The sequence below is a fragment of the Shewanella yunxiaonensis genome (assembly GCF_018223345.1).
Lineage (GTDB): Bacteria > Pseudomonadota > Gammaproteobacteria > Enterobacterales > Shewanellaceae > Shewanella > Shewanella yunxiaonensis.
The window spans coordinates 3,279,780-3,293,708 of record NZ_CP073587.1; the positions used below are offsets into that span (position 1 = coordinate 3,279,780).

The 13,929-nt window shown below is 50.9% G+C and carries 11 protein-coding genes; 5 read left to right on the top strand and 6 right to left on the bottom strand.

The features are described 5' to 3' along the window. Nucleotides 1-17 precede the first annotated feature (17 nt). Entirely contained in the window at nt 18-2,501 is a 2,484-nt protein-coding gene (gene napA / locus KDN34_RS14975) for a nitrate reductase catalytic subunit NapA (protein ID WP_212594506.1), read from the top strand. A 137-nt stretch (nt 2,502-2,638) separates the two neighbouring features. Beyond that, nucleotides 2,639-3,070, top strand: coding sequence for a nitrate reductase cytochrome c-type subunit (locus KDN34_RS14980; RefSeq protein WP_212594507.1), 432 nt, complete (start codon nt 2,639-2,641; stop codon nt 3,068-3,070). 90 nt (nt 3,071-3,160) lie between these two features. Here the strand turns inward: KDN34_RS14980 and KDN34_RS14985 are convergent, their stop codons facing one another. The 3 genes from KDN34_RS14985 to KDN34_RS14995 all read right to left on the bottom strand — a co-directional run bounded on the left by KDN34_RS14985 (nt 3,161) and on the right by KDN34_RS14995 (nt 6,105). Next, on the bottom strand, nt 3,161-3,826 hold the full coding sequence (locus KDN34_RS14985) for a class I SAM-dependent methyltransferase (RefSeq protein ID WP_212594508.1): 666 nt from the start codon (nt 3,824-3,826) through the stop codon (nt 3,161-3,163). Between the two features lie 74 nt (nt 3,827-3,900). Continuing rightward, nucleotides 3,901-4,725 (bottom strand): hypothetical protein, encoded by an 825-nt coding sequence (locus tag KDN34_RS14990; RefSeq protein ID WP_212594509.1) that lies wholly within the window; start codon nt 4,723-4,725, stop codon nt 3,901-3,903. A 237-nt stretch (nt 4,726-4,962) separates the two neighbouring features. Further along, on the bottom strand, nt 4,963-6,105 hold the full coding sequence (locus tag KDN34_RS14995; RefSeq protein WP_212594510.1) for an HDOD domain-containing protein: 1,143 nt from the start codon (nt 6,103-6,105) through the stop codon (nt 4,963-4,965). Between the two features lie 173 nt (nt 6,106-6,278). Between KDN34_RS14995 and KDN34_RS15000 the strand changes: the two genes are divergently transcribed. Both KDN34_RS15000 and KDN34_RS15005 read left to right on the top strand, forming a co-directional pair. Next, complete coding sequence (locus KDN34_RS15000) at nt 6,279-7,616, top strand: HD domain-containing phosphohydrolase (RefSeq protein WP_212594511.1); 1,338 nt, start codon at nt 6,279-6,281, stop codon at nt 7,614-7,616. 38 nt (nt 7,617-7,654) lie between these two features. Further along, nucleotides 7,655-8,926, top strand: coding sequence for an ATP-binding protein (locus tag KDN34_RS15005; RefSeq protein WP_212594512.1), 1,272 nt, complete (start codon nt 7,655-7,657; stop codon nt 8,924-8,926). 65 nt (nt 8,927-8,991) lie between these two features. Here the strand turns inward: KDN34_RS15005 and acnA are convergent, their stop codons facing one another. Both acnA and KDN34_RS15015 read right to left on the bottom strand, forming a co-directional pair. Next, nucleotides 8,992-11,661 (bottom strand): aconitate hydratase AcnA, encoded by a 2,670-nt coding sequence (gene acnA / locus KDN34_RS15010; protein WP_212594513.1) that lies wholly within the window; start codon nt 11,659-11,661, stop codon nt 8,992-8,994. A gap of 193 nt (nt 11,662-11,854) precedes the next feature. Then, nucleotides 11,855-12,004: a hypothetical protein gene (locus KDN34_RS15015; RefSeq protein ID WP_212594514.1), complete on the bottom strand. Its 150-nt coding sequence runs from the start codon at nt 12,002-12,004 to the stop codon at nt 11,855-11,857. A 95-nt stretch (nt 12,005-12,099) separates the two neighbouring features. Here KDN34_RS15015 and KDN34_RS15020 point away from each other — a divergent pair, with 95 nt between their 5' ends. Further along, on the top strand, nt 12,100-12,981 hold the full coding sequence (locus KDN34_RS15020) for a LysR family transcriptional regulator (protein WP_212594515.1): 882 nt from the start codon (nt 12,100-12,102) through the stop codon (nt 12,979-12,981). A gap of 2 nt (nt 12,982-12,983) precedes the next feature. Here KDN34_RS15020 and KDN34_RS15025 read toward each other — a convergent pair whose 3' ends face one another. Further along, nucleotides 12,984-13,829 carry a universal stress protein gene (locus tag KDN34_RS15025; protein ID WP_212594516.1) on the bottom strand — a complete coding sequence of 282 codons (846 nt, stop codon included), beginning with the start codon at nt 13,827-13,829 and terminating at the stop codon, nt 12,984-12,986. Between the last annotated feature and the right edge of the window lie 100 nt (nt 13,830-13,929).

Below are 13,929 nucleotides of genomic sequence, written 5' to 3' on the forward strand. Positions count from 1 at the left end.
AAGAATGAGGAAACACTATGAGCATTAGTCGCCGCGAGTTTCTGAAAGCCAACGCCGCCATTGCGGCTGCATCAGCGATTGGCGCCACGCTTCCCGTGAAAATCGTTGAAGCTGCTGAACACAGTGACAATATTAAATGGGACAAAGCCCCTTGCCGTTTCTGCGGCACCGGCTGTTCGGTATTGGTCGGCACCCGTGATGGCAAAGTGGTGGCCACCAAAGGCGATCCGGAAAGTCCGGTCAATCGCGGTCTGAACTGTATCAAAGGCTATTTCCTGTCAAAAATTATGTATGGTAAAGACCGTCTGACGACGCCGTTACTGCGGATGAAAGATGGCAAATACGACAAGGAAGGCGAATTTACTCCGGTCAGCTGGGATAACGCCTTTGATATCATGGCGGAGAAATGGAAACATGCGATCAAGACCAAAGGGCCAACCAGCGTAGGCATGTTCGGCTCCGGCCAGTGGACCGTGTGGGAAGGTTATGCCGCGGTCAAACTGCACAAAGCCGGTTTTCTGACCAACAACATTGACCCCAACGCCCGTCACTGCATGGCCTCCGCAGTTGGTGGCTTCATGCGGACTTTCGGTATCGATGAGCCGATGGGGTGCTACGACGATCTGGAAGCGGCTGACCACTTTGTACTGTGGGGGGCCAACATGGCCGAGATGCACCCAGTACTGTGGGCGCGTCTGTCTGACCGCCGCTTGAGCAACCCTAACGGTAAAGTCCATGTACTCTCAACCTTCCAGAACCGTTCTTTTGATCTTGCCGATAACGCCATGGTTTTCCGGCCACAGTCAGATCTGGTGATCCTCAACTTTATCGCCAATTACATCATCCAGAATGGTGCGGTTAACCAGGATTTTGTCAGCAAACACACTAAATTTGCCAAAGGCGTTACCGACATTGGCTATGGTCTGCGCCCGGATCATCCGTTGGAGAAAAAAGCGAAGAACCCGGGCAGTGGCAAATCCAGCCCAATCAGCTTCGATGAATATGCCCAGTTTGTCAGCACTTACACCTTAGAATACGCCGCCAAGATGAGTGGCGTTGAACCGGAAAAATTATTGGAACTGGCAAAAGCCTATGCTGACCCGAATATCAAGGTGACCAGTCTGTGGACCATGGGAATTAACCAGCATGTGCGCGGCGTTTGGGCCAACAACATGCTGTATAACCTGCATCTGCTGACCGGCAAAATCGCCACTCCGGGTAACAGTCCATACTCATTAACTGGTCAGCCATCGGCTTGCGGTACTGCCCGTGAAGTGGGCACGTTCGCTCACCGTCTGCCGGCTGACATGGTGGTCGCTAACGACAAGCACCGCGCCATTGCTGAAAAAATCTGGCAGCTGCCAGCAGGCGCGATTCCGCCCAAACCAGGCTACCACGCCGTACTGCAAAGCCGCATGCTAAAAGATGGCAAGCTCAACTGTTACTGGACCATGTGTACCAACAACATGCAGGCTGGCCCCAATATCAATCAGGAAATCTATCCGGGCTTCCGCAATCCGAAAAACTTTATTGTGGTGTCTGATCCTTATCCAACCGTCACCGCGATGACCGCCGATCTGATCCTGCCGACCGCTATGTGGGTGGAAAAAGAAGGTGCCTATGGCAATGCTGAACGTCGCACACACATGTGGCACCAGCAGGTCAAAGCGCCACAAGGTGCACAGTCTGACCTGTGGCAGCTGATGGAATTTGCCAAACGGTTTAAGGTCGCGGAAGTCTGGCCAGCAGAGCTGTTAGCCAAGCAACCAGAATATGCCGATAAAACGCTGTTTGATGTGCTGTTTGCCAATGGTGTCGTCAACAAATTCCCGGTCAGTGACTGCAAAGCCGAGCTGAATGATGAATCACAGCACTTTGGTTTTTATGTGCAAAAAGGCCTGTTTGAAGAGTACGCCAGTTTTGGCCGTGGTCATGGTCATGATCTGGCGGACTTTGACGCCTACCACGCCAGCCGTGGTCTGCGCTGGCCAGTAGTTAACGGCAAAGAAACGCTGCACCGCTTTGTGGAAGGCGCTGATCCTTATGTTAAAGCTGGCAGTGGTTACCAGTTCTATGGCAAACCTGATGGCAAAGCAGTGATATTTGCCCTGCCTTATGAACCGGCAGCGGAAGAGCCTGATGCCGAATATGACTTGTGGATGAGTACCGGCCGGGTACTGGAACATTGGCATACCGGTTCCATGACTGCCCGTGTACCAGAGCTGTACCGTGCCGTCCCCGATGCACAGATTTTCATGCACCCGGAAGATGCCAGCGCCCGTGGACTGAAGCGTGGCGATGAAGTCATCGTTGCATCCTCTCGCGGTGAACTGAAAACCCGGGTAGAGACTAAGGGCCGTAACAAACCGCCAAGAGGCGTGGTGTTCATGCCATTTTTCGATGCGCGGCAACTGGTCAACAAGCTGATGCTGGATGCCACCGATCCACTGTCTAAAGAAACCGATTTTAAGAAATGTCCGGTCAAGGTCATGAAAGCCTGATTAGCACAGGCAGGTGACTGAGACTCACGCAGTCACCTGCCTGCGGCACCAGCATTGATGAGCGTTGCATCAATGCTGCAATCAGCAGTCTTTCACACAGAATTACAACGATTTGCCCTAAAGGCGGAGAAAGAGCAATGAAAAAAATACTCACTTTAGCAGCGCTGTTGATGGTGATTAGCGGCTGCAGCGGCGAACACGCAGCGAGCGCAGCCAAACCAGTAAATGTAACCTCGCTTGGAGGCCAGACGCCCGTCACTAAGGCTGTAGCGGTGGCCGATGAAGCGCAATATCCCAGCCATGGAACTGCCATTCCACGTAACTTTGCCGAACAACCCCCATTAATCCCTCATAAAGCGGATTATCCGATTACGCTCAAACACAACAGCTGTCTGGGATGTCATAGCTGGGACAGAGCAGCCAAAATGAAAGCCACGCCAGTGGCAAAATCCCATGTATTGGATGACAAAGGCACGCTAAAAGGTCAGAATTACTTCTGTACTCAATGCCACGTACCACAGGCAGACAATAAACATCCGCTGGTTGGCAACAGTTTCAGCCAGCCGTAAACAGGCAAAAATCACCTTATCTAGTGTTCCTGGGGATAACGTGATTAGGCAAGGCTCCCATGGATAGGGAGCCTGGTCTTTCTCCCAATGCTAGCCATTCCCTGCGACTGCATCTGGCAGTTTCTGCAAAATCACCACTCGCCGCTCGTCATGAAAGCGCAAACGCAACTGAAAACGCTCACATAACCAGTGAAAACTGTCGAGATGGAAAAAGCTGCAGTGGGTGGGATCACGGGTGTAATGCCATTCGTAGAATTGGTCTTCATCGCGCCAGCGATCCGTCATGATACCGAGAATACCGCCGGGCTTCAGACGGGCGGTTAATTTCTTGAGCTCCACATCTGGCTGGTGAAAATGTTCAAAGCATTCGCTTGCCAAAATAAAATCGTATTGCGGTTTCAGCGTAATTGGGAAAAATGCAGGATCATAGTCATCGCAGTGAATGCCCTGTTGTGCCAACAGTTTTGACATCGTCGGCCCCGGACCACAACCGTAATCAAGCCCCTGCCACGTTGGCTTTAGCCAAGGCAGCACCGGGTCCAGCAACCGGCGTAAAAATGCAACATAACCGGCATCGTCAATGCTGTTTTCATGGGTTGCGTAATATGCGCGCTCATCCGCCAGCGCCAAACGCTCGGTGGGGTTCAGATAGATTAACTTGCAGCAATCACAACGCAGGTAGCGCCGAGCGACTCGCGCTGCCACCTGCGGCTTATCACCGCCATCGCCACACAAAGGGCAAATCAGTGCTGACAAACACTTCTCCGTTACTCGCTAAAATCAGCGACACTTTAGCATTCGCCACGCCCTGATGCCCAACGATTATGCCCTTAGCGATAGATATATTGCTTGTTGTAGCGCATCACAAACGGCAGCAGACTCGCCGACATCAAATAACCATCTTCCTTCAACCAACGATGGTCGTAGCGAATATTCTGGCAGCGCTCTTGGGTCTGACACATATTATTGCCCATCAGAATATGGTGCTGCGACTGTGTGATGGCATCGTCCGGGTTATAGCCAGCTAATCCCATCTGCTGATAGATATTTGATAAAGTGCCAGCGGCATCAAAGCAGAACTGCTCATAACTAAGTTGATAATGGGCTAAATGATGGCGACGCATGAAACGTTCACGCAAGCGGTTACCGAAATACCAACGCAACATCTGGAACCAGTAACGATTCTTGATTTTCTTCAGGCCACGGCGATGAGCCGACCGGTCTGGCCGGGTTTGGGCACAGATAAATGACCGCACATCGCGCATCAAAAACAGCACAAAGGGCGCAAGTTCTGGTTGGTCGGCCATCAGTTGCAAATGACGAAAACCTTTAGAGGTATCCACCATAAACTTGTCGCTGCCATATTGGCGTTGGAACGCTTTCATGACCTGTAAATAGGCCTTCCCGATGGGAGTGCCTGGTGGCAGCGCCGGGAGCACTTTGCCCCAAAAGCTGCATTCAGCCGCCTGCTTACCACAACTACAGATTTGCGCGGGATCGTTTAACCAATAAGATGGCGGTTGCCTCAACACCTGCAACACTTCGCCAAGCGAAATCAATTGCGGATGACAAGCAAGCGCCATAGAAAACACTGTGGACCCCGAATGCGATAAACTGGTCACTGCAAAAAACTTATATGGTTGCGCAGTTGCCAAACCGGCCTCCTAACCTCTAAGAAACTGAACGTAGCGTTACTTTTGCTGGAGTGTATTCAGCTCTGCTGCGGGTTTGGACCCTTTTTTAAGTCTTTTACATATCTATACAGTTCACGCCATAGCCTTGAACAAGCTGACGTAGTGCCCTGACGGCCTCACCATGACACCGTTGGGAAAAGTCTTCTCATCACAGTGCAGCGCACCGCCAATAGTACTGTCAGCACCACGCGGCTGAGGCTAATAGCCCAACTCCTGACAGAGTTTGGCAAATCCATCGGCAACATCTTTGCTTTCAATCATCGCCTGTAACACCGATGCCGCGCTGGCACCATCCAACATCAGTCGTTTTGCCAAGAACAACATAAAAGCCATCTTACCCTGCTCAGAATCCTCATTAGTGGGTAAGTCCTGCATCATCAAGGTCTGACAGAAGGCTTCCGGATACCCCCATAAGGTCAAAATGTACGCGCTGAGTAAGGTCGCATCTTCAAAATCGCTGCGACTCTCTGGTAATTCGGCGGCGGCATTCTGTTGCAGTGTTTCCAACATCAATTGCCCAATCGCGCTTAACAACGCGGCAGAAAACACCGTATCCCGCTGCGCCAGTGACATGCCAGCATACTGAGCTATCCGCCGGCAGTAGTTAGCGTGAATGAATGCCTGATTGTTGATGTGATGATGCACGCAGGCCGGTAATCGTTGCTTGATGTCCTCGCTAATCAACAAGGTGGTGATAATCGCTTCAGTGAGTTTGGCACCAAGACGCGTAATCGCTTCCTGTAATGATGAGGTTTGGCGGCTAAAACCCAACATGGCCGAATTGGCGCTCTGAATTAATTTGCCACTGACAACGGGATCATGGACCACCAGCTCGGCACAATCACTGAGATCGGAGTCGGGATCAGCCAGCACCTGACGTAACTGCATGATCAACTGCGGCATAACAGGCAACTGATTGATACGACCAACTCGCTGGCGATCTTCCAGAGTAAAAGGCAGTTTTTGTAACCGTTCGGCACATTTGAACAGATGGGCCAGATCCTGTTCACGGTAGGGTTTGGCAAAGACAAAATGACTATAGGATTCTAACTGTTGAACCACTTCCGATGAGCAATCTGCCGTGAGCAATACCCGAATAGCCATCGGCAGCTTATGACTTGCCTGCTGCAGGATCTGATTTCCCAGGATCCCCGGCATCACATAGTCACTCACCACGATATCGGCACTCATGGCCGCACCCGCACCGCCATATTCCAACCAGCGTTTGGGCTGGTCACATAATACAAATACCCAGTCTGGTCGCAAGCGCATTGCTAATCGATGCAGTGCTTTCAGCAACAACATATCATCGTCGACAAAGATGACTTTGAGTTGACTCATGTGCAGTCTCCTTCCAGCAGCCAAGCCTCTCTTTTACCTTAACGGTGACACCCACAGCTTGTCACTCTCAGCCCTCCGTCAGCCTCTGGCTAACTTGCTAGTATTCATTTTAGATCATAAAGTTAACTGGCAATGGACAAGCCTATAGGTAACTGCATGCAAGGAGTCTGTAGATGATTGCACTGGCCAAAGAAACGCCTGCCACAATCCTATGCGTGGATGATGAGCCGAGTATTTTAAAATCGTTACAGCGCTTATTTCTGGGGCAACCCTGCGAAGTATTACTTGCCAGTAGTGGCGAGGAAGCATTAGCGCTCATGCAAGATCGCGCTGTCGAAGTGATTATCTGTGATATGCGGATGCCACAGATGAGTGGTGCCGAATTTCTGCAACAGGCCGCGCAACTGCAACCTAATGCTTACCGGATGCTGATGACAGGTTACGCTGATCTGGCATCCACCATCGCCGCCGTCAATATTGGTCGGATTCACCGCTATATACAAAAACCTTGGGATAACAATGAACTGCTAAAAGCCGTGGATGAAGGACTTGAGTATTACCGGTTACTGCTGACCAATCGGCAGCTGACCGCACAGGTCGAGCAACAGAACACCCGATTAAAGCAGCTCAATCAAAGCCTAGAGGAACAAGTCCAGCAGCGTACGCAGCAACTAAGACAAAGCTTACAACAGCTGAAATCACTGTTAATTCAACGAGAAAAAGAAAGCGACGCGATTCTGCAGCTGCTGTATAACATTATTTCTATTCACCCTCACCTCAGCGGCGACTATGCCCGCCGGGTCAGTCAAACCTGCCATGATCTGGCTAAAGCCTTAGGATGCAGCAATACCCAACAGCAGTTGATCAGTCATGCCGGGCTATACAGCGAAGTCGGTAAGCTGGGATTTAACTCAGGGCTGCTGGACAAACCGTTTCACGCACTAGGGGCCAATGATGCGCATCGGTATCTGTTCCACCCGCAATTGGCCGAAGAAATTATGGCACCGGCAGTTCACTTGCAACCGATAGTGGAAATCATCCTGCATCAGTATGAGCACTATAATGGAGATGGTGTTCCCGATGGACTCAAGGCACAGGAGATCCCAGTGGGTTCACGCATCTTGGCAGTGGCCCGTGACTTTTGGGCGTTGATATATAAGCGCCTCAGTGAGAATGTGCACAGCCATGCCGAGGCTATCGCCTGGTTAAAGCGTCAACAGGGTTCTGTTTACGACCCGCAGTTGATTGCCATAATGGAACAGCTGCAGCAACGGCAGCAACTGAATAAACCCGAAGTCGATGATGTACAGGGTGCCACTATCGAGCAACTGCAACCCGGCATGCAACTGAGCCATAATTTATATAATCGCAATCAGATGCTGTTGCTGCCGCAAGGTCATGTACTGACACAGCAATCGCTGGACAAACTGCGGGAATATCAGGCCAAACACAAAACCGTGCTACGGTTGCAACTGGAAGTTACCGACAAGTCCAACTCACCGACCGCCTGAACAACAGCAAAACACTGTGACCACTGGCAGGAGTTATCATGACTAACAATTCGCTGGCATCGCTACTGGATAAACTGCCCCTCGGAATTGCCGTTGTTGACCGTAAATACAGGATCCTGTACTTCAATCCACGATTTGCCAAAGAATTACAGCTACCGGAAGAGTTTCGGTTATGGTCATCGCTACTAACTCTTTGCCCTACTCACGCACCGTTGCTAAAGCAGCACCTGGACAAAGTAGCGGCCTGGCCAATTGAAACCTTTCCCTGCGATGTACGACCGCCAGATGCCTTTGAATTTACCGTGACAGATGAGATCACGGCCACGAGTTCACCGCTGTTACACATGGAAATTTTTCCGCTAACCATCACTGATGGCGTTGTCAAAACGCTGTGCCTGTTGCTGGATAGCGGCAGTTTCTACGCCCAGACCAAACAGCAGATGGCACAGGAATTGGCAGCGGAACATGCGCAGAAGCAACAACTGCTGGACAAATTGGAGGCGGCCAGAGGACAGCTGCTGCAGGCAGAAAAGATGGCGTCCATTGGTCAGCTAGCAGCCGGAATTGCTCATGAAATCAATAATCCGATTGGTTTTGTCAGTTCTAATTTGCAGAGTTTACAGGATTACGTGACACGGCTGCTGAGTATCATCAACAGTACTGAAGCGTTACTCGCCCCACAGCAATTACCAGAGTTTCAGTCAATCCTCACACAGCAGCAGTTTCAATTCATAGCGAAAGACATTAGTGATTTGCTGCATGAATCACTGGAAGGCGTCAGCCGCGTCGCCGCTATCGTCAGAAGCCTTAAAACCTTTGCACACGTCGACGACAATGAATGGCAATATGCCGACCTGATAGACGGCATGGAAAGCACCCTGAAAATAATGAATAACCAGTTGAAATATAAAGTGACACTGCACAAAGATTATCAGGCAGATTTACCCTTGCTGTATTGCCAGCCACGGCAGTTGAATCAAGTGTTTATGAACCTGCTAATGAACGCCGCCCAGGCGATTGAGGAGACGGGACATATTTGGGTAACTATACGCAGCACCAGCCAACCATCAAGCGTGGAAATCAGTATCAGAGATGATGGCTGCGGCATCGCCGCTGAAAACCTCGATAAAATCTTTGACCCTTTTTACACCACCAAACCAGTTGGCAGTGGCACAGGGTTGGGATTATCGCTGTCATACAGCATTATTCAGAAGCATCATGGCAAAATTAGCGTGAACAGCGCGCCGGGGATTGGCACGGAATTTATGCTACGCTTGCCACTACAGGGGGAGCCTCATTTACGACCATAATCCCCCGTTGCTTCACACATAAAAAAATGGCGCTTTTCGGCGCCATTTTTGCTAACCCAGACAGATTAGTGCCGCGCCAACCGATTCAATACGTATGTGAGTACGCCTCCGGCATGGTAATAAGCAATTTCCATCTCAGTATCCAGTCGGCTTAACAGGTCAATGGCCTTGCTGCTGCCATCGGCATAATGGATTAGCGCGCGGATATTCTGATTGGGTTTGAGAGGTGCAGTCAGACCAACAATATCAATGTGCTCATCGCCAGTAAGTTTTAATGTCTGGCGATTTTCGCCGTCTTTAAACTGTAACGGCAGCACGCCCATGCCCACCAGGTTGGAGCGGTGAATACGCTCGAAGCTTTCCACAATCACCGCCTTGACGCCAAGCAGCAATGTGCCTTTAGCCGCCCAGTCGCGACTGGAACCCGTGCCGTATTCCTTACCGGCAACCACCACCGTCGGGATCTGCGCCTGACGGTATGCCATCGCGGCATCATAGATAAACCGCACTTGTTGCTCGCCACACATCCGGGTAACGCCGCCAGTGTGTCCGGGCACCATCTCGTTACGAATACGGATATTGCCAAACGTGCCACGCATCATCACTTCATGATTACCGCGCCGCGAGCCATAGGAGTTAAAATCCGTATCTGCGACACCGTGACTGCGCAGATACTGTGCTGCCGGGCTGTCCTTAGGGATCACGCCGGCAGGTGAGATATGATCCGTTGTCACTGAATCACCCAGCAATGCCAGTATCGCGGCACCTTTGATATCGGCTTGATTGCCGGCATACGCAGCGTCAAAAAATGGCGGTTGCTGAATATAAGTCGAAGATGCCTCAAACCGATACGTACTTCCAGAACCGGCATCAATCGCCCGCCAGTTATCATCGCCGTGAAACACATCGGCATATTGCTCACGGAACTGCTGGCGGCTGATGTCGGCCAGCAGCGCGGCAATCTCAGCATTTGATGGCCAAATATCTTTAAGATATACCGGATGGCCATGAGGGTCCTGGCCTAGCGGTTCTTGGGTCAGATCAATACGGGTCGTGCCCGCCAGTGCAAAGGCGACGACCAGCGGTGGTGAACACAGCCAGTTAGATTCCACCAGCGGATGAATACGGCCTTCAAAGTTACGGTTGCCAGACAACACCGATGACACATGAATTTTCTGGTCACCTACCGCTTGAGTGACATTGTCTGGTAGCGGTCCCGAATTACCGATGCAAGTGGTACAGCCGTAACCCACCAGATTGAATCCTAAGGCATCCAGCGCCGGTTGCAGCCCTGCTTTTGCCAAATACTGGGTTACCACTTTGGAGCCGGGAGCCAATGATGATTTCACCCAGGGCTTACGCACCAGCCCTTTGTTCAACGCCTTTTGCGCCAATAACCCGGCCGCCAGCATCACTGCTGGATTTGAGGTATTGGTGCAAGAAGTGATGGCGGCAATCACCACATCTCCGTGATGCATGGGCAAATCAGTCCCCGCCAACACAAACGGTTGCGACAGATCATCGCGTCCGGACAGCTTGATAGCAGCTTCTGCTGCCTGTTTCATACCCGCCAAGGGCACCCGATCTTGCGGTCGTTTGGGGCCGGCGAGACTGGGTTCCACCGAGGACAAATCCAAACTCAGCGTCGCGGAAAATTCCGGTGCCGGGGCACCACTTTCGCGCCACAATCCCTGCGCCTTGGTATAAGCTTCCACCAGCGTAATGGTCGATTCATCACGGCCACTCAAGCGCAGATATTCCAGCGTTTGCGCATCAACCGGGAAGAAACCACAAGTAGCACCATATTCCGGCGCCATATTGGCGATGGTGGCGCGATCCGCCAGCGGTAGCTGATCCAGACCGTCACCATAAAATTCGACAAACTTACCGACCACACCATACTGACGCAGCATCTGTACGACACGCAATACCAGGTCGGTAGCGGTAATCCCTTCACTGAGTTTGCCTTGGAGTTCAAAACCCACAACATCCGGTAACTGCATCGAGATAGGTTGTCCCAGCATCGCCGCTTCCGCTTCGATACCGCCGACACCCCAACCGAGGACCCCCAAGCCATTGATCATCGTGGTATGGCTATCGGTGCCGACCAGAGTATCGGGATAGACCAAGGTGCCGTCATCCGTGACCTGACGCCAGACCCCTTTTGCCAGATATTCCAGATTGACCTGATGACAGATGCCAGTGCCTGGTGGCACCACGGAAAAATTATCAAAGGCTCCCTGCCCCCATTTGAGGAACTGGTAACGTTCAAGGTTGCGCTGCATCTCAATCGCAACGTTTTCTTGATAGGCACTTTGACTGGCAAATTTTTCGATACTGACGGAATGGTCAATCACCAAATCTACTTTGGATAATGGATTGATTTTCTTTGGGTCACCACCACGCTCGACTAAAGCGGCGCGCATGGCGGCTAAATCGACTATGGCAGGCACCCCGGTGAAATCCTGCATCAGTACCCGGGCGGGGTGATAGGCAAGCTCTTGCGTGCCACCCTGACCATGACTGTTAGCCACAGCTTTCAGTGCCGTCAGGTCACAATGCTCGGTATGCAGATGCCGCAGGATATTTTCCAGCAAAATTTTACTGCTGACCGGCAGATGGCAAACATCGGGAAATTCACTAACAGGACCATCGGTGAGGGAATAATACAGGTAGGTATTAGCACCAACTTGCAGTTGGCGTTTGGCTTGCGCCTGGAACTTGAGTTTGGACATCACTACTCTCCCTGAATTGAGTTAGTCTGAAGCCTCGTCGTGCTCCCAGCATATGAGATCCACGCCCCCTTCTCAAGATCTTATTCTAATTTAACAATTAGATTAATATTTCATAATTTATTTTTTAGATTAAAATAGTCAAAAAAATCGCCCGTTGTTAACGAGCGATTCTGGGCTTTTTAAACTAGATGGATTAAGCTGCTTTTACTTTTCTGTGGAAAAGGAAACTGCCTTTCCACGAGCCCTGGGTATTAGCCTTGGCAGTTTTTGCCTTAGCTTCAGGGACTGCAGTAGATGCAGCTTCATAAAGGGCGCTTACCCAACCACTCTGTGCGGATTTCATGGCAAATTCCTCTGTTCTTTATCTAGATACGACTTTAGTATTAGAACAGCTATAGGTAAAATGAATTAATTCCATAGGCAGGATTCCAAAGAAGAATGAATATTCCTATCAAGACATTGCATTGCTTTTTACGACTGGTGGAAATCGGCAATTTCACGCGGGCAGCTGAGCAGCTCTACCTCACGCAGCCGACGCTGAGCAAGATGATCCAGCGTTTAGAGGAAACTTTGGATCAGCAGTTATTGATCCGGAGTAACCAGAAAGTCGAGTTAACTCAGGCAGGGCAGATTTTTCATGCCAGTGCCAGTCAGATCATGGGACAATGGCATCGGATGGAGCAGGATCTGGCTAACCTTTCCGGTTTGAAGTCTGGTCATTTACGCTTGGGCGTGTGTCCGATGATGAGCACACTGACCATCGACCTGCTGACCAAGTTTCGCCAGACCTACCCAGGGGTTGAACTGCATATGCAGGAATACGGTGGTTTCGGTTGTGAGCAGGCGTTGCTGGCGGACTCATTGGATATTGCCTTTACGGCGTTGCCGGTCACCAATTCAGAGCAGTTGTCTTCTGTCCCCTTGCAGGGTTACCCATTAAAAGTGTGCCTGCCTAACGATCATCCATTAACGGCCAAAGAGCGGATCAATTGGTACGATTTGGCGCAATACCCGTTCATTCTGTACAACGAAGATTTTTCGCTGGCGAAGCTGTTTGCAAGGCTGACTAAGGAAGCGGGGGTCACCCTCAATATCGCATTTCGCAGTGGTCAGTGGGATTTTCTCGGGGCGATGGTGGAAGAAGGCATGGGCATAGCAATTTTGCCTGAGCCTATCTGCAATAAGCTAGATAAAAGCCGCTTGGTGTTCCGCCCCATGGAAAAGGATCTGTTCTGGCAAATTGGCCTGATTTGGCGCAATAACCTGCCGCTGACGCCAGCGGCCGAAGCTCTGCTGGCGCTGAGTCGCCACCGCAGTTAGTGTTAGCCAGCGCTGGGGATCACTAAGACATCGCTGCGGATCCGTTGCAGGATCTGTTCAGCGGTGTTGCCAAGCATCCAGCCCATCAACCCTTGACGCTGTCTCGCCCCCATCACCAGATAATCACTCTTCAAGCGGCAGGCTAACTGATATAAACAGAGATCCGGTTCGCCGCAGATGATATGGATCTGCTCTTTGGGTAGGCCCATCTCTTCCAACGTTAACTGATGGCGCCGATAGGCATCTTTTATCAGCTGCTGCACATTCAGTACTTCCAGATCGCGGATCAATCTGGGCACCCGCAAAACATAGGCAAGATGCAGCTCGCCGCCGGTGGCCGTTGCCAGCTCCCGCGCATGGTGTAATACCTGCTGATTCAATTGCTGCTTTTGCGGATTCTCAGTATCCAGATCTAGCGCCATCAGCACACTGCTGCCATGTTGTAACGGATTTTGCGTCAACAACATCACTGGGACTTTGGTGGTGCGCAACAGTTGCCAGTCGGTAGGTAACATATGCTCACTGGGATGGATCCCTTTAACCACCAGATCAAAGCCTTCATTGGCCGCGTATTCGGTCACATGTTCATACAGATACTTACTCCAGACCACATGTAATGGTACGTCGCTGGCATCCAGCTGTTTCAGACGCTCGGTCAGCTGTTGCCGTTTATGCTCCTGCAACTGCTGTTTGGCTTCTTCGTAAATGACGCGATCACCGTAAAAGTACTCATAACAGTAGGCAAAAATCTCCGGAGTCTTTCCCAGCAACTTAGCCAACTGTAGTCCCTTGCTAATCACATCGGTATGAGTGGACTCATGCGGTTCCACGATAAATAGTTTACCCATTTGATTTCTCCCGTATTTCCACTGGTTTTTAGGCAGAAATTGGTCTCTACTCAATAGGGGGAGGGGTAAGACTACAAGCCCCTTCATAAGTGTATCAAAG

What these genes read in the sequence shown, in the direction of transcription:
- napA (WP_212594506.1), top strand. Translation starts at nt 18, where the DNA reads ATGAGCATTAGTCGCCGCGAGTTTCTGAAAGCCAACGCCGCCATTGCG.
- KDN34_RS15020 (WP_212594515.1), top strand. Translation starts at nt 12,100, where the DNA reads ATGAATATTCCTATCAAGACATTGCATTGCTTTTTACGACTGGTGGAA.
- KDN34_RS14995 (WP_212594510.1), bottom strand. Translation starts at nt 6,105, where the DNA reads ATGAGTCAACTCAAAGTCATCTTTGTCGACGATGATATGTTGTTGCTG.
- KDN34_RS15015 (WP_212594514.1), bottom strand. Translation starts at nt 12,004, where the DNA reads ATGAAATCCGCACAGAGTGGTTGGGTAAGCGCCCTTTATGAAGCTGCA.
- KDN34_RS15005 (WP_212594512.1), top strand. Translation starts at nt 7,655, where the DNA reads ATGACTAACAATTCGCTGGCATCGCTACTGGATAAACTGCCCCTCGGA.
- acnA (WP_212594513.1), bottom strand. Translation starts at nt 11,661, where the DNA reads ATGTCCAAACTCAAGTTCCAGGCGCAAGCCAAACGCCAACTGCAAGTT.
- KDN34_RS15000 (WP_212594511.1), top strand. Translation starts at nt 6,279, where the DNA reads ATGATTGCACTGGCCAAAGAAACGCCTGCCACAATCCTATGCGTGGAT.
- KDN34_RS15025 (WP_212594516.1), bottom strand. Translation starts at nt 13,829, where the DNA reads ATGGGTAAACTATTTATCGTGGAACCGCATGAGTCCACTCATACCGAT.
- KDN34_RS14980 (WP_212594507.1), top strand. Translation starts at nt 2,639, where the DNA reads ATGAAAAAAATACTCACTTTAGCAGCGCTGTTGATGGTGATTAGCGGC.